Below are 19,270 nucleotides of genomic sequence, written 5' to 3' on the forward strand. Positions count from 1 at the left end.
CTGGTGTTACGACCATGGGGTCACGTAGAGGTTGCGTCCAGGTGACGATTGATTTCATGCCGTCGCCTGGAGCGGCAGGCACACCCGGAACAGCGCGCCCTCGCCTATCTGGCTTTCGACCTCGATGGTCCCGCCGTGGGCCGCGACAATCTGTTCGGAAATGAACAGTCCCAGGCCCAGGCCGGCCGCCGCATGGTTGACGGAAACCCGCTCGAACTGCTGAAAAATGCGCTTCTGGTTCTCTTCACTGATACCAATGCCGTGGTCACGCACTTCCACGCGCGCTTCGCCGTGTTCGGTGTAAACCCGCACTTCCACCGGGCTCTTGGCGCCGTAGCGCAGGGCATTGGTCAGCAGGTTGGTGACCACCTGCTCGATGCGGAACTCATCCCAATGGCCTTCCACCGGCTCGTCGGCGACCAGCTGCATCGACGATTCGGCAGCCGCGACCTGTGGCTCGAAGTTATGCACCAGGTTGCGCACCAGTTGCGCCAGGTCAAAGCGCGCCGGGCGTATCGACAGTTTGCCGGTGCGGATGCGCGACACGTCGAGCATGTCCTCGATCAGGCGGATCAGGCTTTTGATCTGGCGCTCATCGCGGTCGACCATCGCATGCATCTTGTCCAGGGTGAACGCCGCGGCGTTGTCGCGGGCCAAGTGCATCTTGCGCAATTGGGTTTCCAGGATCAGCCCGTTGAGCGGCGTACGCACTTCATGGGCGACGATCGACATGAAGTCATCGCGCATGCGCACGGCCTGCTCCAGCTCGGCCTGGGTGGCCTGCAGGCGCGTGAGCAGCAGCTCCTGCTCGCGGCGGCTGCGCTCCAGGGCTTCGACCTGCAGCTTCATCGCTTTGCTCTGGCGGTACAGGTCAACGAATACATTGACCTTGCTCTTTACCGCGTGGATATCCAGCGGTTTGTGCAGGAAGTCCACCGCGCCGCTTTCATAGCCCTTGAAGGCGTAATTGAGTTCGCGGCCGGCGGCGCTGACGAACACGATCGGGATGTTCTTGGTCTTTTCGGTGCCGCGCATCAGTTCGGCCAGTTCGAAACCGTTCATGCCAGGCATCTGCACGTCGAGGATCGCCATGGCGAATTCATGCTCCAGCAACAGGGACAACGCTTCGTCGGCACTCAATGCCTTGAATACCTGGCGGTCTTCGCGCTTGATCAGCGCTTCGAGGGCCAGCAGGTTTTCCGGCAGATCGTCGACGATCAGCAGTTTGGCCTGGACAGTACTTAACATGGGGAAGGTTCCAGGGAAGCCAGCAAAGAGCCAATCTGGCTCAAGGAAAGAATATGGTCGGGTGTGTGCAACGCCAGGGCCGCCAGGGGCATCACGGCAATCCGGGCTTCAGCGGGGTCTTGTACAACAGTGATACCGCCCGATTGCTTGACGTGAGCCAGCCCGCGCGCGCCGTCCTGGTTGGCGCCGGTCAGCAGGATCGCCAGCAGGCCTCGCCCGTAGGCATCGGCGGCCGAGGCGAAGAGAAAATCGATGGCTGGCCGGGAATGGTGCACGCGGTCCTCCTGGCTCAGGGACAGGCTGCGGTCGTGTTCCACCGACAAATGATAGCCGGGGCCGGCGAAATACAAGGTGCCCGCCTCGATCGACTCTTTGTCCCGCGCCTCCTTGACCGGAATGCGCAAGCGCCGCGCAAAGACCTCCGCCAACTGGCTGCGACGTTCATCCGGCAGGTGCAGCACGGCAACGATCGGCAGGCCGAACGTATTCGGCAGCCGGCCAAAAATACTCAGCAACGCCTCCACGCCGCCGGCGGAGGCGCCGACGACGATGGCTTCAAGCCCGATAATCGGGGAGATTGCAGCGTCGCTCATAATTTGCGGTAGATCCGTTCCTGTTTGACCAAGGGTTCGAATTGCTTGCTGTAGGCGGAAAAATCCAGGGTTTCCTTGCTGCCCAGTACCAGGAAGCCGCGATGGCACAGCGACTCATGAAACAACCCAAACGCTCTGTCTTGCAACTTTTTATTGAAATAAATCAACACGTTGCGGCATGAAATTAATTGAGTTTCTGAGAATACGCTGTCGGTCGCCAGGCTATGGTCGGCGAACGTGACGTTCTCGCGCAGCGTCTTGTCGAAGATCGCGTTATCGTAAGCTGCGGTGTAGTAGTCGGCAAATGAGCGTTGGCCGCCGGCCTGCTGATAATTGGCCGTGTAGGCGCGCACGTTCTCCAGGGAGAAGATGCCTTGCTTGGCTTTGTCCAGCGAGGCCGGGTTGATGTCGGTGGCGTAGATGATAGTGCGCTCGAGCAAGCCTTCTTCGCGCAGCAGGATCGCCATGGAGTACACCTCCTCGCCGGTGCTGCAGCCGGCGATCCAGATCTTGATCGACGGGTAGGTCTTGAGCAGCGGCACCACTTCCCGGCGAATCGCGAGAAAGTGCGACGGGTCGCGAAACATCTCGCTCACGGGAATCGTCAGGAACTGCAGCAATTGCATAAACGCGGCCGGGTCGTGCAGCACCCGCTCCTGCAGCGCGGAAATGGTCGCACAGTCGAACTGGCGCAAGGCATGGGCCACCCGCCGCTTGACCGACGCACCGGAGTAGTCGCGAAAGTCGTAGCTGTACTTGAGGTAAATCGCCTCGATCAACAGGCGCAGCTCAATGTCGCTGCTTTTGTCCAAAAAACTTCGCTCCACTTAAATGCGTTCCATCTTTGGTAGCCATACGCGGATCAACGAGAACAGCCGGTCCAGATCAATCGGTTTGGCCAGGTAATCGTTGGAGCCTGCCGCCAGGCAACGCTCCTGGTCGTCCTTCATGGCCTTGGCCGTCACGGCGATGATCGGCAGCTTCTTCCAGCGCGGGTCCTGGCGGATCAGGGCGGTGGCTTCGTAACCGTCCATCTCCGGCATCATCACGTCCATCAATACCAGGTCGATATCCTCGACCTCATTGAGCTTGTCGATCGCTTCGCGGCCGTTGCGCCCGATCACCACCACGGCGCCTTTATGCTCCAGGGCGCTGGTCAGGGCAAAGATATTGCGCACGTCGTCGTCCACCAGCAGGATCTTGCGCCCTTCGAAGACCTTGTCGCGGCTGCGCGCGGTCTTGAGCATCTTCTGGCGGTCATGGGACAGCTGCGATTCGACTTTGTGCAGAAAGAGTGTGACTTCATCGAGCAGGCGCTCCGGAGAACGGGCGCCCTTGATGATGATCGAGCGCGAATACTTGCGCAGTTCGGCCTCTTCGTCGCGGGTCAGGTTGCGCCCGGTGTAGACGATCACCGGCGGAAACGAGCAGATATCCTCGGTGGCCATGCGCTTGAGCAACTCGTTGCCGAGCATGTCCGGCAGCTTGAGGTCGATGATCATGCAGTCGTAGACATTGGTGCGCAGCAGGTCCAGTGCAGCCTGGGCGTAGCCGACATCGGTGATTTCAATGTCATCGTCGCCGATCAAGCGGGCAATGCTGTCGCGCTGCAGGTCGTCATCCTCGACCAGCAGCACGCGCTTGACCTTTTGCGTCAGCTTGGCTTCCAGGCGCGCGAACACGTCCTTGAGCTCTTCACGGGTGGTGGGCTTCACCGCGTAACCGATGGCGCCCATGTGCATGGCGGCTTCGACGCGGTCTTCCACGGAAATCACATGCACCGGAATGTGCCGGGTATTGGCGTGCGCCTTGAGACGCTGCAGCACCGTCAGCCCGGAATGGTCCGGCAGGCGCATGTCGAGCAGGATCGCGTCGGGGATGAACTCCTCGGCCAGGCTGTAGCCTTCGTCAGCACCGTGGGCGACCAGGCAGTTGTAGCCCAGCTCATGGGCCAGATCGAAGAGGATGCGCGCAAAATTCGGCTCATCTTCTACCACCAGGATGCAACGGGTGGTGAATGGCCCTTTGTCACGGTCGTCGGCAAAGCGCGGGATCGGCTCGGCATCGGCTACCGGCAGCGTCGCAACCTTTACGGGTGGGGGGGCCGGTACCGCTACGGCCTGGCGCGGGGCCTCGATCGGCGCGGCGTCTTCAGCGCGTTCAACATACTGTTCCGGCAATACCAGCGTGAAAATGCTGCCCTTGCCCGGCTCGCTGGCCACGCTGATGTAGCCGCCCAGCAAGTTAGCCAGGTCACGGGAAATGGACAGGCCCAGGCCGGTACCGCCGTAACGGCGATTGGTGGTGCCATCGGCCTGGCGGAAGGCTTCGAAGATGCTTTCCTGCTGATCCTGGGCGATACCGATGCCCGAGTCGCGCACCGTAAAGGCAATGCCCTCCCCCGGCGCACGGGACACCGTCAGGCTGACATCGCCCTGCTCGGTGAACTTGATGGCGTTGGACAGCAGGTTCTTGAGGATCTGCTCCAGGCGTTGGCGATCGGTGAACAGCAAGGCCGGTGCGCCTTCCTGCAGGTCGATCTGGAAGCCCAGATTGCGATCCTTGGCCAGCGGCTCGAACATGCCGCGCAGGCCATCCACCAAGCGTTCGACGCTGGAGTTTTCCGGGCGCACTTCCAACTTGCCGGCTTCTACCTTGGAAATATCCAGGATGTCGTTGATCAGGTTGAGCAGGTCATTGCCGGCCGAATAGATCGACTCGGCAAACTTGACCTGTTCGGCACTGAGGTTTTCCTGGGGGTTCTCGGCCAGCAACTTGGCCAGGATCAACGAACTGTTCAGCGGCGTGCGCAGCTCGTGGGACATGTTGGCGAGGAACTCGGACTTGTACTTGCTGGAGCGTTGCAGCTCATCGGCGCGGTCTTCGAGTTCCAGCTGCACCCGGTTGAGTTCGATGTTCTTGCGGTCCATGGCATCGCGCTGGTCGGCCAGGGTCTGGGTCTGTTCGGCGAGTTGTTCGTTGGTCTGCTCAAGCTCCGCTTGCTGGGTTTCCAGGTGCGCCTGGGACTCCTTGAGGATGCGTGACTGTTCTTCCAGCTCCTCGTTGGCGGTCTTGAGTTCTTCCTGCTGCACTTGCAGCTCTTCGTTGAGCTGCTGGGTTTCAGCGAGTACTTCCTGCAAACGCTGGCGATAACGCGCGGCTTCGATGGACGTACCGATATTGCCCGCGATCAGCTCCAGCAATTCGACATCGCGTTCTTCCAGCGGACGCAGGAAGCCCAGCTCGATCACGCCGTTGACGCGGTCGTCATCGCTGGTCGGCACTACCAGTACGTTGCGGGCCGCGCCCTCGCCCAGCCCCGAGCTGACCTTGAAGTAGTCCACCGGCACGTCGTCCAGGCGGATCAGGCGATCGAGCTGGGCGGCCTGCCCCACAATGCCTTCGTCGCTGTAGATCGCTTGTTCCAGCTGCGCCTGTTCGCGGGAGAAGCCGTAGGTGGCCACGCGTTTGAGCCCGCCGTGTTCCTCGCGCACATACAACGCTCCAACGGCCGAGCCCATGTATTGGGCAAAGAACTGCAGGATATTGCGGCCCAACAGGTTCAGGGTCAGCTGGCCGAGCACCTGTTCGGCCAGTTCAGTTTGGCCGTTGCGCAGCCAGGCTTGCTGCTCCAGGCGCTTGGCGATCTTCTTTTGTGACGCGAGGCTTGCGCTGTAACTGTTTGAAAGTTCGAGCAAGTTTCTTCTGCCGATATACGCCAGAAACCCACTGAGCCCGAGTACGAACACCAGGTACAGGGTGACGCTGAGCACCGTGGTGCGGGTGACCTCTTCATTGCGGGTGATACGGAACTGCTGCTCCATCGCCACCGCGTCGTCATATTCCTTGCGAATTTCATCGGTCAGGCGCTTGCCCCGGCCCGCCTTCACCGCACCGCGGAAGTCGCCGCTGTCGCGCTGCAATTCAATCATCGACTGCGCGTAGTTGTTCCACTCTGCCTGCAACGCTTCAAGACGCTTGAGGCGGTCGACCTGCTGCGGGTTGTCAGCCACCAATTGCTGCAAATTGCGCAGGTCGGCAATGATTCGCGGCTTGGCCACCTCGTAAGGGTCGAGGAAATGCTCGTCACCGGTAATCAGGAAGCCGCGCATGCCGGTTTCCAGGTCGACCGTCAGTTTGGATGACTCATTGAGGTTGTTGATGACCCGGTCGGTGTGCTCCACCCACTGGATCACCGACAGCAAGTAAGTGATCAGGAAAACGAAAAATACCGCACTGAGCACACCCACGCCCAATGGCAGGGCCACGTTGCGGCTCAGGAGTTTACGGAAGCTCTTTTCATCAACTGACGACGCGGGAGTCATGGGCATGCCTTGGCCAAGTGCGGAAAAACCGGAAGTTTGCCCCAAAGTGACGATCAAGACCATTTTTCTGGAATGATTTGGTAAAGATTCCTACGATAGAACAGGCTATTCTGCCTGGTCTTTTCTATCGTTTTTACCGCCCGACGGAACTTGTCGATAACCTGCGCTTACTCAAGTAACAGGTCGGTCAGAACGGCCGCTGGTAAAAACCTCGTCTTTTTTGGGAACGCCTTACTATGTCTAGCTCCACCATCCTTGTTGTCGAAGATGACGCTATCGTGCGCATGCTGATCGTCGATGTGCTTGAGGAGTTGGAGTTCACGGTACTCGAGGCCGCCGATGCCGAAGAGGCGCTGAAGATTGTCGAAGGCAAAGACACGGTCATCGACCTGATGATGACCGACGTCGGCCTGCCGGATATGGACGGTAAGGAGCTGGCAGCCAAGGTGCGCGAACTGCGCCCCACCCTGCCCATCCTGTTCGCCAGCGGCTATGCCGAAACCATCGACGTGCCAGCCGGTATGCAAGTGATTGGCAAGCCATTCTCGATCGATCAACTGCGCGATAAAGTCAAATCGATGTTGCCCACGTGATCCCTTGTCCTTTTGCAGGTTTTAACGTGACGTCCGGGAAATAAAACAGGAAACTCATCGCCTTCATTTCCCCGTCAGTCAAACGAACTCTGGAAGGACGCAACAACATGATTGGACAACCCGCGCGCCTGGTGTTGGCGAGCCTCTCGATACTCCTGAGCACCAGCGCCTGGGCCGACTTCACGGCGACGCCGACCGAAGCACGGGCCATTGCCAAGGAAGCCTATTTGTACGGCTATCCTGTGGTGCAGATGTACAAGACGCTCTATACCCAGGCCGTTGATAAAGGCGGTGTCAACTACAAGGCCGCGTTCAATCACATCGGTAATACCGCGCAGGTTTTCACCCCCAAGGACACCGCGTTCGTGACCCCGAACTCGGACACGCCCTACTCCTTCGTCTGGATGGATTTGCGCAAGGAACCCTTGGTGCTGACCCTGCCCAAGGTTGAAGACAACCGTTACTACTCGGTGCAGTTGATCGACCTCTATACCCACAACATTGCCTACCTGGGCACGCGCAGCACCGGCAACAACGGCGGTCACTACATGATCGCGGGGCCCGACTGGAAGGGTCAGCAGCCAGTCGACATCGACCGCGTGGTCTACAGCGAAAGCAATATCGCCTACGCGCTGTATCGCACCCAGCTGTTCGATGAAAAAGACTTGAGCAAGGTCAAGCAAATCCAGAGCGGCTACAAAGTGCAGCCGCTGAGCAGCTACGTGAAACAAGTGGCCCCGGCCAAAGTGCCGAAGATCGAGTGGCCCAAGCCAATGGCGAACATGAGCGACAGCCCGCAGTTGTTCCGCTACTTGAACTTCATGCTGGCCTTTGCGGCGCCGCAGGACAGTGAGAAAGACCTGCTGGCGCGTTTTGCCACCATCGGCATCGCCCCCGGCGCGCCCTTCAAGCTGAACCAGCTGACCGCCGAACAGCGTAAAGCGCTGGAGGATGGGATTGCCGACGGCAAGGCCGAGTTCGCCGCCTTCAAGAAAGACAAGATCGACACTCACCAAGTCTCCAGCGGCGAGTTGTTCGGCAGCCGTGACCGCCTGAAAAACAATTACCTGTACCGTTACGCCGGCGCCAACCTGGGCATCTTCGGCAACTCTACCGACGAAGCTGTTTACTTCACCTACTTCGATGACAGCGAAGGCAAGCCGGCCAACGGCGCACGCCGCAGCTATACCGTGCACTTTGCCAAGGACCAGCTGCCGCCCGCCGATGCGTTCTGGTCGCTGACCATGTACGACGCCAAGACCAAGTTGCTGGTGCCCAACCACAAGAAACGTTACCTGATCAACTCACGCATGCTGCCTGAGCTGAAGCGGGACGCTGACGGCGGCCTGACCCTGGCGCTGCAGCATCATGAGCCACCGAAGGCCGAACAGAGCAACTGGCTGCCCGCCCCCACCGGGCCGTTCTTCGCGGTGCTGCGTATTTACCTGCCCAAGCCTGAAATCAGTCAATGGACATTGCCGCCGTTGACGCCGCTCAAGTAACACCACGCGCGGCGGGAGTTGACTCACAGTGGCCTCCCGTCGCGCGTTTATGCGTCAGTGCTGTTTGAGCTTCAGAAAAGACTGATGCAGGTCGGATGCCCATCCATCGATGACACTTTTTACATCACCGGCCTTCATCACTTGAGTGTCGTTTGCCAAGGGCTCCCCTGTGCCTTTGCGCACCACCTGGGCGATCACTTTTCCGCTGGCGCCATCAAGGAACTGCGCCTCGGTGCCCAAGGTGGTTTCCTGGTCGCGAATCCCCGTGCCGGTACTCACCGCCGCCGCGACAAACGCAACCGGAATGAACTCGTAAGGCTTGAGCCCTGCGGTTTTACTGCTGACGGCCGTAATCGCTGCGCGCACGACGATTACCCCGGGGCCTGGGCCATTTGCCAACGGCATTGAACGGGCCAGTTCACGCTTGAGGGCCTGGTTGTAATAGTCGTTGATGCCGCGCAGGGTGCTGTCTGGAATCCGGGGGGTGGCTTGAGGCTTGGGATAGAACTGCGTGGGTTCGATGTACACCGCGCTGTAGCGGTTCAGGTCCAGTGTGGGATCGACCCAGCGCATTACTTCGGCTCCGGAGGGCGACTTGGCTTCCTTGAGTCGGCTGTAGTCCGACAGAAACCCAGAATACTCGTCCGGTTGCGTGACCTTGCTGGCGCAGCCCGCCATGCCGATCGAGGCGATGCACAGTGCGCTGACCATTAGCCTGAGTTTCATCGTTGGAGCTCCCCATCGATAGTTTGAGCTCTAGGTATAGCCAATCTTGGGAAAACGGGCTGCTTATTTTAGCCACGGGCCATGGGGGACGAAGCCACAGGTTGTCGGTGACGGCTCGGGAGCTGAAGCCTCTTAAATGGCGCCCCGCGACCTAATGTGGGAGGGGCTTGCCCTAATGCCAGTCAGTTAAGCGTACACCACCGTCTGAAGGAGCGAGCTTGCTCGCGAAAAACGTCAACGATAACGCGCGCTTCCTGAATAAACGCGGTGCCTGTGAGTTCTTCGCGAGCAAGGGCTAGCCGCCCGCCTCGTTCCTACAAAAAGCCTTAACTGACTGGCATTAAGGCTTGCCCCCGATGGCCATAGGTATCTACACAACTTCGTAGCAGCCTAAGTAACCACGATGCGAAGCGAGCCGCTCTTGATCCTGCTCTTGATCTGAATATGTACTCGCTCTGATCCAGCATCCTGGTCGGCTGTCAGGCCGCCATCGGGGGCAAGCCCCCTCCCACATTTAGTTCGCGGGGCATCAGTTAGGCAGTCGTCGGCTGCCTCGCCCTTCATGATCAGTATTGCTCAGCCGCGTTCGCGGGGGATCAGGCTCTGCAACTGCGCAGCCAGGAAATTGGCGTCGAAGCCGAAGGTATCCGGGTCTTTCAGGCCATTGGTCTTCTTCCAGAGCCAATCATTTTTATCCGCCGGCAGCACCAGCGACACGCTGCCGTGGCGGGCGGCGGTCAGGCCCATTACCGCAACAGAAATAAACCCATCGGCGCCCATCACGTCCGGCACGAACTCCACGCTTTTACCCGTGATGAGCACATTCAACTTCTCGGTCTTGAAGGTCGATGCCTCCACTGGCACGCTCGGACTGCTAGCGACATAGACTTCCCGACGCACCTCCAGCAAACCGGCGCGTTTGACCGGTTCCAGCCACTGTTCGATCTGCTCGAACAACTCGCCAAGCTTCTGCGCCCAACGCGCCGACTGCAGTTCGAATTGCTGTTTTTTCTGCGCTTCGCTCTCGGCGTAATGACGAAGCATCTCGCCCAGTTGCTGTACATCGTCCATTGCGGATTTCCTTGGGTGAGTCAGGTTGCGAAGCCTGATCATCGCAGATGCGCGTGTCAGGCGTACGGGTAAAAGGTGATTGCGCCTGGTTCTGCAATCGGCGGCAAGCAGGTCATGCCTGAGGTAACGGTGTATCGAACGAAGGATGCTCCAGTAGAAGGCGACGCCACTGCATTCGAAACCAGGGCGTAAATGACGCGTGCGGCTCAGCAAGCCGGGCTGATATTTCGGCACGGGTCAGCCAGCTGATTTCGCTGATTTCGTCAGGAACGGGTGAAACCACAGCGTCCGATCGAGCCACCAGCACATGACACAGTTCGTGCTCGGCGCCGATCGAGCCAAAGCGGGCATGGTACTCAAAGCTGTATAGCGCCCCACAGGAAGCCCGGACGCCCAGCTCTTCGCGCAAGCGCCGAGACGCGGCATCCAGCACAGTCTCGCCAGGCGCCGGATGGCTGCAGCACGCATTCGACCAGAACCCAGACCAGAGCATTTTCCCTGGGGCACGACGCTGAAGCAGATGACGCCCGCGCCGGTCGATCAAATGTACCGAAAACGCACGGTGAAGCTGCCCCGCTCCCAGGTGCGCATCGCGTTTGCCACACACGCCGATCGGTACATCGTGTGCGTCTACTAACACCACATCATTGTTCATTCATAGTTCCTTCGCTGACCGGCTCGACGCCTTGCTCCTGTTAGACAACCTGTCCCCACGCGCTGACCAGGGTCAACGCTGCGGCAGTGAACGCGGGATCGGCCCGGAGCCGGGTCATGCCATCCAGGTCGTCCTGTTCGAGTAGCCCGCGTTTGAGCAACGCCGGGCCGGCCTGTGCCGTGGTTGCGGCCCAAAAAGTGTCGGCGGGACTGTTATCGCCAATACGGCCTTCAAGGGTGCGATGCCCTACATTGGCAAGCCCTCGATCACGCAACCGATCCGGGAGCGTAGTGGCCCAGAGCATGTCGGAGCCAACGGTCTGCTCCAGCAGGGTAATCCCGGCCTGGGCCACTTTTCGGAACAACGGGTTCGCGGCGCTCAGGCTCGGCTGCAGGCTCACGTCCTCGATCACCAACCAGCCTCCCGGGCGCAGCCAGGTGATGGCTCGCGTCAATAGGTCCTCACGCTCGCCGAGGTGACACAGCAGCGCCCTGGCATGTACCACGTCAAAGGAGGCAACAGGAAAATCATCGGTCGCGGCATTGTGGGTAAGCACCCGGATACCGGGGATATCGGTAAGGAACCGGGTGTCGATATCCGTGGCGGTGACGCTTGCTTGGGGATATCGCTGGCTCAGCCAGCCGGCGAGCGATCCGGCCCCGGCGCCTAGATCGAGGATGGCAGGCTGGTCGGGAAGCACCAATTGATTAAAAACCTCTTGGCTCAACGGGTCAAAGACATGCTCCAGGGTGCGCAGCCGTGCCAGTTGGCCAGCGTGCTGGTCTGCGAGATAGCTGCTGGTGTAGCCGGGCTCGTCGAGGTTGACGGTAAGGGTCACAGTACGACCTCCAGTCGATCAGGGCAGCGATTGAGGAAACCGCGCTCAATGGGCTTGAAACCCGGAGCCCAGCGCACGTTTGGAAAGGTCTGCAGCAGCAAGCGAGCGCCGAGCGTGATTTCCAACCGCGCCAGCATCGACCCCAGGCAGAAGTGGCGGCCTGCGCCGAAGGCGAAATGGCTGCTAGCCTGTTCGCTGCGCGACAGATCAAACGTGTCCGGGTCGCTGAAGTGGTCCGGATCACGGTTGGCCGAACCAATCAGGCAGGCCATTGTTGCGCCAGCCGGAATCGTGCCCGAAGGCAGTTGCAGCGGTTCACGGGCTTCCCGGAGCACGAGCTGCAAGGGCGGGTTGCGCCGCAGGGTTTCGGCGAGGGCGTTATCCATCAGCTCTGGGTCAGCGATCACCGCGTCTTTGACGCCCGGTTCGCTCAGCAGATTCACAATCAGGTTCGCCAGCGCGCCGTGGCTGGTTTCGCTACCCGCCGTCATCAGGATCGCGCAGTAAGCGCGCACGAACGTCTCGGACAATGGCTGGCCGTCAATCCGTGCCGCCAGGAGCTGCGAGATCAAGTCGTCCGTGGGTTCGGCGCGTCGAGCGTCAATGTGGGGCTGAATAAAGTCGTAGAAACTGTCTCGGTTGGATAATCCACCGGTCAGCAGCGCCGGGTCCTGTCGATAGTTGCCCATATACGCGAAGCCGATGGCGCACCACCGCTTCAGCCGCTCCACCTCTGCGCAGGTTTGCGCCGGCAGCCCCAGTGCATGCGCCATCACCCGTACCGGCAGCGCAGCGGTGAAATCGGCGATCAGGTCAACCTGAGGGCGACCGTGCATGTGCGCCAGCAAGTCTGTGGTCACCGCGATGATGGAAGCTTCAAGCGCCGCGAGGGCCTTGCCACGAAACGCAGGGCTGAGCAACGCGCGGTGCTGGGCGTGTTCACATCCGTCCATCGTGACGATGGTGTGGCCCAGCAGCGGTCCGATCTGCCAACTGTAGTTATTGTTGCTTGCACCCGGATGAGTCAGGGCGGCTTTGACGTCCACATGCCGGCTGACCAGCCACACATCGGTGGGCTCGTCGTAAGCGATCGGCAGCGTGGTACGCAATTGCTCATACAACGGGTATGGGTCGATTTCGAACTGCCGGGATTTGAGCGTCGGAGGAATAAGTTTCAGGTCCACTTGCTGATCGTTCCGGGCCGCAGTGTCGGCGGCATGCAGCAGATAACGAGAGACGCTGCGGTGCCAGTCGCCTGCCGCCCGCACAACCTGACGCAGCCGGTCCGGGTCGGTCGCCGCGCTCGGCGGGTGACTCGCAGGCTCGGCAGCGAGCGCCGTGAACTGCGCCACTGCCGTGTTTATCATCTGATGGGCGGATTCGATCGCGGCGGGCCAATCCATGCCAGCGCAGGCCGCGAGTATCGACACCAGGTTGAAGCGCTCACCACACACCACATCCTTGGCAATCGAGTGGATATCGTTGGTCCAGGCGATGATATCGGCAGCGTGCTCTCGCATCGTGCTCCACGCTTGAACATCCTCTGGGGACGCATACGGATCGAGGGTTTCGGCCCCATCGATGAGATCAAAGAAGAACAGTGCGCCGAACGAATCCCGGCGCAACGGCAGATAGGCGGCCAATGTGAGCGCCGTGTCGGTTTCCCGCACGCGCACCAGCGTTGCCTGCGCACGCAAATGCTGGATCAGATGTCGCACCAGCCGGGCCCGCCAACGGTCGCCGCCCCAGCTCCGGGTCCGCGGCCAGAGATCATCGACCAGAACGGCGAGCATCGGGTCCTCGAACCGGCTGCCTTGGCCTGAGGAAGCAGCGCCGCTGCTTTCGGTCAGCGCCTGCACCGAGGCGATGAAACCTTCCAATGCTCCGTTTTCCGCCCAGGGCCCATCATCGATACGGTCATCCAGCGTGAGCGCCCACAGGTACCAGCACACCAGGATCTCGGCTCGGTGCGTGGGCGCCCTGCCGCATAATGCCAGCCCCAGGTCGAGCAGCGCCGTGGTACTCAGTCGATGCGCACCACGGCGGCCGATCAAGCCGTATCGTTGCGCCCAGGCGAGGGCATGCGCGCGCAACTGCTCGCTGTCGGAGCGTGGCGGCGGACCGGCGAAAGGAAACTGAATCTCGGGGATGATGAGGGGCGGCGGTGGGTGATCTCTGTGGCTGGGGCCGGGGTCGTCCTCGCAGTGTGGCGGTGCCATGATGAACTCCTCTTGAATGACTTTCAGTAAGAACGACCTTACAGAAAACCAACCCCATCAGGGTGTGAGGACAGTCTGACTATTCACCTGGTAAAGGCAGCTCTGGAGCGTAGGAAAAGGTCTATCGCCATCGTGAGCAGTGACCGGTCATCAACATTGCATGAACTGCGCTGGTGGATTGGCCGGCAACTGCACATGACTAATGCGCCTTCGGTGAGTATGGTGGAATCCACATTCCCTGCCCGGAGCATCGCATGCGCACCATCGGCCTTATCGGCGGCATGAGCTGGGAGTCCAGCGCCGAGTATTACCGCATCATCAACCAGCAAGTACGCGACCGGCTCGGCCCGCTGCGTTCGGCGCAACTGTTGATGTACAGCGTGGACTTCGGCCCGGTGGAACAGGCCCAGCACGCCGGGCGCTGGGACGATACCGCGCTGATCCTGGAAGACGCCGCGCGCCGTTTGCAGGCCGGGGGCGCCGAGTGTGTGGTGCTGTGTACCAACACCATGCACCGGGTGGCGCCGCGTATCGAGGCGGCGGTGTCGATTCCCTTCCTGCATATCGCCGATGCGGCGGGCGCTGCCGCCGTACAGGCGGGTACCTTGACCGTGGGATTGCTCGGCACTGCATTCACCATGGAACAGGACTTCCTCAAGTCCCGCCTGGCCGCACAGGGCCTGACCGTGCTGGTGCCGGATGCGGACGAACGCAAGGCGGTGCATCGGATCATCTATGAAGAGTTGTGTGTGGGGATGATCAGCGCCGAATCACGCGCCGTCTACCAGCGGGTGATCGAATCCCTGGCCGTACGCGGCGCCCAGGCGGTGATTCTTGGCTGTACGGAAATCAGCCTGCTGATCAAGCCCGAGCACAGCGACCTGCCGCTGCTGGACACCACCGAGCTGCATGCGCGGGCTGCGGTGGCGTTTGCGCTGGAGGACTAAACCGGCGTGCGCAGGCGCGCCATGCTCAAGGTGTCGACGAACACACCGTCACGCAGGGCGTAATCGCGCAAACAGCCTTCGACCTCGAAGCCGAATTTGCGGTACAGGTTGTGCGCCGCTTCGTTGTCGGCGTACACCGTGAGTTCTACGCGATGCAGGTTCATCCAGTTGTCGGCCACATCCAGCGCGGCCTTCAGCAACTTCGAACCCACGCCCTTACCCTGCCAGGCCGTCGCCACCCCCATGCCGAGCGACCCAACATGCGCCTGGCGCACGCGCAGGTACTGTTCCAACCCCAATTGACCAATCACTTCGCCGCCGTGCACCGCCACTAGTTGCAAACGGCGTTCGTTATCCATTACCAGGCGCTTGCGCCACGCTTCCACTGACTGAAAAGGCATTTGCAGCACCTGACGGCATACCGCCGGTTCGTTATAGAGCGCAGCGACACCCTCAAGATGGGCCTCGGTGAAACGCTGGATCACGATATGGGGCTCAGGGGTGTGCATCGTATTTCATCCTTTGAAAGACAAGTGGCCGTCTAGTGTAGGGCATAGGCATCTACGCGACGTCGCAGCAGCCTACGGTAACCACGCTGGCCTGTAGGAGCGAGCTTGCTCGCGAAAAACCTCCAGGCAACGCGTTCATTCTGAATAAACGCGGAGGCCCGGGGTTCTTCGCGAGCAAGGGCTAGCCGCCCGCCTCGCTCCTACAAAAGGCATTTAAGCGACAGGCCGTGCCAAGCGCCACACCCGCGCAATATCCGAGGCCCGCTCACGCAACAAGCGCGGCGCCTCGCTGCATGCCTGGGCAAGACTCATCGGCCCCGAGGGCAACGCAAAGGCGGCATCCACGCCGTGGGCGTACATCTGCTCGTAGCCATCGCCCAGGGTTCCGGCGATCACGATCACCGGGACATTGTGTTGCCGGGCAATACGCGCCACGCCAAACGGGGTTTTCCCGCGCAGGGTCTGGGCATCGAAGCGGCCTTCGCCGGTGATGACCAGGTCGGCGCCACGCACCACGGCGTCGAGGCCAACCAGCTCGGCCACCACTTCAACGCCGGCGCGGAACTGCGCGCCGAGGAATGCCTTGGCGGCGAACCCCAAGCCGCCTGCCGCGCCGCTGCCGGGTTCGTCACGCACGTCCTGGGCCAGCACCCTGGCGCAGTGGTCGGCAAAATGACCAAGGGCGGCATCCAACTGCTGCACCTGTTCGGGGTTGGCGCCCTTTTGCGGGCCGAAAATCGCCGAGGCGCCGTGGGGACCGCACAGCGGGTTGTTCACATCCGCCGCGATTTCGAAGCAGACCCGCGCCAGGCGTGGGTCGAGGTTTTCCAGGTTAATACGCGCCAGGCCGCTCAACGCCAAGCCACCGGGTGCCAAGGGCTGGTTCTGGGCGTCGAGCAACTGCACGCCGAGCGCTTGCATCGCGCCTGTGCCGCCATCGTTGGTGGCACTGCCGCCGATCGCCAGGATAATGCGCCGGGCGCCCAGGTCGAGCGCGGCGCGGATCAGCTCGCCGGTGCCATACGTGCTGCTGGAGCAGGCGTCGCGCTGGCCCGGTGCGACCAACTGCAAGCCACTGGCCTCAGCCATTTCGATGATCGCGGTGTGGCTGTCGGCCAACCAGCCCCAATGCGCCTGCACCGTATCGCCCATTGGCCCGCGCACGGCCTGGCTGCGCAATTGGCCGTTACACGCGGCGAGCACTGCTTCGACCGTCCCCTCACCGCCGTCCGCCATCGGGCATTGCACCAGCTGTGCGTCAGGCCAGACCTGAGCCAACCCTTGCGCAATCGCCTGGGCGGCCCCTTCGGCACTCAGGCTGTCCTTGAACGAGTCGGGGGCGATGATGATTTTCATGGGCGTTCTCCGGTTTTTATAACGCCCATGCTGCCAGTTGGCACCGGGGATGACGCCAGTCCGATGCACAAGTGCAGCTGAGGTTTGTTGTTCATTTTCACAAAGCCTGGGGCAACAGCTGCACACCCAGGTACAGCGCCAGCATGCCATCCAGAGTCAGCGGGTCGACGCCGCTCAGTTCGGCAATCCGCTCCATGCGGTAGCGCAGGCTGTTGCGGTGAATCCCCAGGGCATCGGCACAGGCCTGGCTTTGCCCGTCGTGGTCGCACCATGCGCGCAGCGTGGCGAGCAGTTGGCCGTTGTTGTCCTTGGCGAGGACTTTGCGCAGCGGGTTGAGCAATTCATCCAAGGCATCGTCGTTGCGATGGCGCCAGAGCATGACCGGCAGACGATAGCGGTTGAGGATCAATAGGCGCGAATGCGGCAGGATATCGCGACCGTAGGCCAGCAAATCGCTGACACGGCGATAGCACCTGCGCAACCCGGCCAAACCTTGCGCCTGCCCGCCTACGGCGACCCGCAAGACAGTCCAGCCCAGGCCGTCGAGCTTTTCCAGCAGGCGCGGGTTATCGATCTGCACTGCCGCAGGGCGACACCACAAGAGGGACAAAGGCGCTGAACTCACGCACCAACTGTCCGGATAACGCGACGTCAGCCAGGCACTCAAGGCTTCGGCCGACTGCCCCGCGCCCAGTTCGAACAGGTAAGGCGTACGCGCCAGTTGCGGCTTGAGGCCCAGTTGTTGCGCTTCGTCGACCAGGCGCGGCGAGTCACCGGTATCGGCCAGCAGCAATGCCAGCAGGTCGTCACAGCGCTGGCGCCGCCACTGCTGCTCGGCCTGCTGGTGGCGGTGACTGACCAGCATCTCGGCGGTCATGCGCACCAGTTCGGCGTAGGTGCGCAGGCCTTGCGGTTCACCGGTGATACCCAGCACACCGATCAGGCGCTGATCATGCATCAGCGGCAAGTTGATGCCAGGCAGCACACCCTTGAGGTGCTTGGCGGTCTGCCCATCGATTTCCACCACGCGCCCGTTCGCCAGCACCAGTTGGGCGCCTTCGTGGCGGGTGTTGATGCGTTCCGGTTCGCCGCTGCCGAGGATCAGGCCCTGGTTGTCCATGACGTTGACGTTGTAGGGCAGGATCGCCATGGTGCGATCGACGATATCCTGTGCCAGCTCATGATCCAGCTCGAACATGGGGCTATTTTCCTTCCAAAGCGAATTGGTCACCGGCACAGCGCAAAGCGGGCCTGGCTGTGCGCAAGCACAAAGACAGCGGCCCATCGCGTCGCCGAGACTGTTTGGGCGATCAACGTTACCCTCGCATCGCTAAAAAACATAATAAAGAGAGACTCGCCATGTCACAGAGCGCCGCCGCAGCACTGGCTACCGATGACGATAAAAACGCCATCTACAAGCGCGTTACCCTGCGCCTGATCCCCTTCATCTTTATCTGCTACCTGTTCAACTACCTTGACCGGGTGAACGTTGGCTTTGCCAAGTTGCAGATGCTCGACGCGTTGAAGTTCAGTGAAACCATGTACGGCCTGGGTGCCGGGATCTTCTTTATCGGCTATGTGCTGTGTGGCGTGCCGAGCAACCTGGCGCTGACCCGGTTCGGGCCAAGGCGCTGGATAGCGCTGATGATGATCGTGTGGGGCACCTTGTCCACCTGCCTGTTGTTCGTGACCACGCCAACGCATTTCTACACCTTGCGCCTGTTCACCGGTGCCGCCGAGGCGGGGTTCTTTCCCGGTGTGGTGCTGTACCTCTCGCAGTGGTTTCCGACGTTTCGCCGGGGCCGGATCATGGCGCTGTTCATGTCCGCGATTCCGGTCTCCGGCCTGCTTGGCAGCCCGTTCTCCGGCTGGATTCTCAACCATTTTGCGGCAGGTCAAGGCGGCCTCGCCGGTTGGCAGTGGATGTTCCTGTTGCAAGGCATTCCCACGGTGATCCTCGGCGCCCTCGCCTACTTCCTGCTCAGTGACAGCTTCGCCCACGCCAAGTGGCTCAAGCCCCACGAACGCGCGGTACTGGAAGCCGACCAGGCCACCGATCTTGCGAACAAACCGAAGACCACCACCGACTCCCTGGCCGAGGTGTTCAAGAACCCGGCGATCTGGGCATTCGGCCTGATCTACTTCTGCATCCAGAGCGGCGTCTACGCGATCAACTTCTGGCTGCCGTCGATCATCAAGAACCTGGGGTTCAGCGATAACCTGGTGATCGGCTGGCTCAGTGCGATCCCGTACCTGCTGGCCGCAGTCTTCATGTTGCTGGTGGGCCGTTCCGCAGACTTGCGCAAGGAGCGCCGGTGGCACTTGGTGGTACCGATGCTGATGGGCGCGATTGGCCTGGTGATCGCGGTGAATTTCGCTACCACCCCGGCTATCGCCATTCTCGGCCTGACCATCGCCACCATGGGCGCCCTCACCGGCCTGCCGATGTTCTGGCCGGTGCCCACCGCCATGCTCAGCGCGGGCGCGGCGGCGGGTGGGCTGGCGTTGATCAACTCCATGGGCCAGATGGCCGGGTTTCTCAGCCCCTACATCGTCGGGTTCGTGAAGGATGCGACGGGGTCCACGGATGTGGCGCTGTACTTGCTGGCGGCGGTCATCGTCGCCGGCAGTGTGTTGGCGTTGCGTATGACACGCACCTTGAAGGCGTAAAGCGCCCCACACTGGACG

Annotated in this window: 16 protein-coding genes; 4 read left to right on the top strand and 12 right to left on the bottom strand. The window is 61.1% G+C overall.

Features of this window, described 5'->3' with window-relative positions; genetic code table 11:
• Window positions 1-54: 54 nt before the first annotated feature.
• From C4J88_RS13855 to C4J88_RS13870, 4 genes are read right to left on the bottom strand one after another with little or no spacing between them, the layout of a single operon-like run.
• Window positions 55-1,248: a hybrid sensor histidine kinase/response regulator gene (locus C4J88_RS13855; protein ID WP_124370774.1), complete on the bottom strand. Its 1,194-nt coding sequence runs from the start codon at window positions 1,246-1,248 to the stop codon at window positions 55-57.
• Window positions 1,242-1,841, bottom strand: a complete 600-nt coding sequence (locus C4J88_RS13860; RefSeq protein ID WP_124407252.1) for a chemotaxis protein CheB — start codon at window positions 1,839-1,841, stop codon at window positions 1,242-1,244. The genes C4J88_RS13855 and C4J88_RS13860 overlap by 7 nt, the downstream gene beginning before the upstream one ends.
• Window positions 1,838-2,668: a protein-glutamate O-methyltransferase CheR gene (locus C4J88_RS13865; protein ID WP_372237478.1), complete on the bottom strand. Its 831-nt coding sequence runs from the start codon at window positions 2,666-2,668 to the stop codon at window positions 1,838-1,840. Before C4J88_RS13865 ends, C4J88_RS13860 begins: the two co-directional genes overlap by 4 nt.
• Entirely contained in the window at window positions 2,669-6,166 is a 3,498-nt protein-coding gene (locus tag C4J88_RS13870; RefSeq protein WP_124407253.1) for a response regulator, read from the bottom strand.
• Window positions 6,167-6,402: 236 nt separating this feature from the next.
• Between C4J88_RS13870 and C4J88_RS13875 the strand changes: the two genes are divergently transcribed.
• Window positions 6,403-6,759: a response regulator gene (locus C4J88_RS13875; protein ID WP_124407254.1), complete on the top strand. Its 357-nt coding sequence runs from the start codon at window positions 6,403-6,405 to the stop codon at window positions 6,757-6,759.
• Window positions 6,760-6,866: 107 nt separating this feature from the next.
• A complete protein-coding gene (locus tag C4J88_RS13880; RefSeq protein ID WP_124407255.1) occupies window positions 6,867-8,261 on the top strand; it encodes a DUF1254 domain-containing protein in 1,395 nt (464 codons plus the stop codon).
• 54 nt (window positions 8,262-8,315) lie between these two features.
• Here C4J88_RS13880 and C4J88_RS13885 read toward each other — a convergent pair whose 3' ends face one another.
• The 5 genes from C4J88_RS13885 to C4J88_RS13905 all read right to left on the bottom strand — a co-directional run bounded on the left by C4J88_RS13885 (window position 8,316) and on the right by C4J88_RS13905 (window position 13,770).
• Window positions 8,316-8,987, bottom strand: coding sequence for a DUF3313 domain-containing protein (locus C4J88_RS13885; protein WP_124407256.1), 672 nt, complete (start codon window positions 8,985-8,987; stop codon window positions 8,316-8,318).
• 576 nt (window positions 8,988-9,563) lie between these two features.
• Window positions 9,564-10,058, bottom strand: coding sequence for a hypothetical protein (locus C4J88_RS13890; protein ID WP_124407257.1), 495 nt, complete (start codon window positions 10,056-10,058; stop codon window positions 9,564-9,566).
• Window positions 10,059-10,170: 112 nt separating this feature from the next.
• Entirely contained in the window at window positions 10,171-10,713 is a 543-nt protein-coding gene (gene idi, locus C4J88_RS13895) for an isopentenyl-diphosphate Delta-isomerase (RefSeq protein WP_124370781.1), read from the bottom strand.
• Window positions 10,714-10,753: 40 nt separating this feature from the next.
• Window positions 10,754-11,551: a trans-aconitate 2-methyltransferase gene (locus tag C4J88_RS13900; RefSeq protein ID WP_124407258.1), complete on the bottom strand. Its 798-nt coding sequence runs from the start codon at window positions 11,549-11,551 to the stop codon at window positions 10,754-10,756.
• Window positions 11,548-13,770 carry a cytochrome P450 gene (locus C4J88_RS13905; RefSeq protein ID WP_124407259.1) on the bottom strand — a complete coding sequence of 741 codons (2,223 nt, stop codon included), beginning with the start codon at window positions 13,768-13,770 and terminating at the stop codon, window positions 11,548-11,550. The genes C4J88_RS13900 and C4J88_RS13905 overlap by 4 nt, the downstream gene beginning before the upstream one ends.
• Before the next feature lie 254 nt (window positions 13,771-14,024).
• Here C4J88_RS13905 and C4J88_RS13910 point away from each other — a divergent pair, with 254 nt between their 5' ends.
• Window positions 14,025-14,717, top strand: a complete 693-nt coding sequence (locus tag C4J88_RS13910) for an aspartate/glutamate racemase family protein (protein ID WP_124407260.1) — start codon at window positions 14,025-14,027, stop codon at window positions 14,715-14,717.
• On the opposite strand, the gene C4J88_RS13915 is transcribed toward C4J88_RS13910, so the two are convergent.
• The 3 genes from C4J88_RS13915 to C4J88_RS13925 all read right to left on the bottom strand — a co-directional run bounded on the left by C4J88_RS13915 (window position 14,714) and on the right by C4J88_RS13925 (window position 17,780).
• Window positions 14,714-15,226, bottom strand: a complete 513-nt coding sequence (locus C4J88_RS13915; protein WP_124407261.1) for a GNAT family N-acetyltransferase — start codon at window positions 15,224-15,226, stop codon at window positions 14,714-14,716. The two genes, C4J88_RS13910 and C4J88_RS13915, sit on opposite strands and share 4 nt — an antisense overlap.
• A gap of 213 nt (window positions 15,227-15,439) precedes the next feature.
• Window positions 15,440-16,582, bottom strand: coding sequence for a glycerate kinase (locus tag C4J88_RS13920; protein ID WP_124407262.1), 1,143 nt, complete (start codon window positions 16,580-16,582; stop codon window positions 15,440-15,442).
• 97 nt (window positions 16,583-16,679) lie between these two features.
• Window positions 16,680-17,780, bottom strand: coding sequence for a sugar diacid recognition domain-containing protein (locus C4J88_RS13925; protein WP_124407263.1), 1,101 nt, complete (start codon window positions 17,778-17,780; stop codon window positions 16,680-16,682).
• Window positions 17,781-17,941: 161 nt separating this feature from the next.
• On the opposite strand from C4J88_RS13925, the gene C4J88_RS13930 reads away from it, so the two are divergent.
• Window positions 17,942-19,252 (top strand): MFS transporter, encoded by a 1,311-nt coding sequence (locus C4J88_RS13930; protein WP_124407264.1) that lies wholly within the window; start codon window positions 17,942-17,944, stop codon window positions 19,250-19,252.
• Window positions 19,253-19,270 lie beyond the last annotated feature (18 nt).

The organism is Pseudomonas sp. R4-39-08, from assembly GCF_003852275.1.
In the GTDB taxonomy this organism is placed as follows: Bacteria; Pseudomonadota; Gammaproteobacteria; order Pseudomonadales; family Pseudomonadaceae; genus Aquipseudomonas.

Bases quoted from the DNA above. Each gene is read 5' to 3' on its own strand.
- C4J88_RS13860 (WP_124407252.1), bottom strand. From the start codon at position 1,841: ATGAGCGACGCTGCAATCTCCCCGATTATCGGGCTTGAAGCCATCGTC.
- C4J88_RS13910 (WP_124407260.1), top strand. From the start codon at position 14,025: ATGCGCACCATCGGCCTTATCGGCGGCATGAGCTGGGAGTCCAGCGCC.
- C4J88_RS13920 (WP_124407262.1), bottom strand. From the start codon at position 16,582: ATGAAAATCATCATCGCCCCCGACTCGTTCAAGGACAGCCTGAGTGCC.
- C4J88_RS13915 (WP_124407261.1), bottom strand. From the start codon at position 15,226: ATGCACACCCCTGAGCCCCATATCGTGATCCAGCGTTTCACCGAGGCC.
- C4J88_RS13875 (WP_124407254.1), top strand. From the start codon at position 6,403: ATGTCTAGCTCCACCATCCTTGTTGTCGAAGATGACGCTATCGTGCGC.
- C4J88_RS13885 (WP_124407256.1), bottom strand. From the start codon at position 8,987: ATGAAACTCAGGCTAATGGTCAGCGCACTGTGCATCGCCTCGATCGGC.
- C4J88_RS13905 (WP_124407259.1), bottom strand. From the start codon at position 13,770: ATGGCACCGCCACACTGCGAGGACGACCCCGGCCCCAGCCACAGAGAT.
- idi (WP_124370781.1), bottom strand. From the start codon at position 10,713: ATGAACAATGATGTGGTGTTAGTAGACGCACACGATGTACCGATCGGC.
- C4J88_RS13890 (WP_124407257.1), bottom strand. From the start codon at position 10,058: ATGGACGATGTACAGCAACTGGGCGAGATGCTTCGTCATTACGCCGAG.
- C4J88_RS13880 (WP_124407255.1), top strand. From the start codon at position 6,867: ATGATTGGACAACCCGCGCGCCTGGTGTTGGCGAGCCTCTCGATACTC.
- C4J88_RS13925 (WP_124407263.1), bottom strand. From the start codon at position 17,780: ATGTTCGAGCTGGATCATGAGCTGGCACAGGATATCGTCGATCGCACC.
- C4J88_RS13870 (WP_124407253.1), bottom strand. From the start codon at position 6,166: ATGACTCCCGCGTCGTCAGTTGATGAAAAGAGCTTCCGTAAACTCCTG.
- C4J88_RS13855 (WP_124370774.1), bottom strand. From the start codon at position 1,248: ATGTTAAGTACTGTCCAGGCCAAACTGCTGATCGTCGACGATCTGCCG.
- C4J88_RS13930 (WP_124407264.1), top strand. From the start codon at position 17,942: ATGTCACAGAGCGCCGCCGCAGCACTGGCTACCGATGACGATAAAAAC.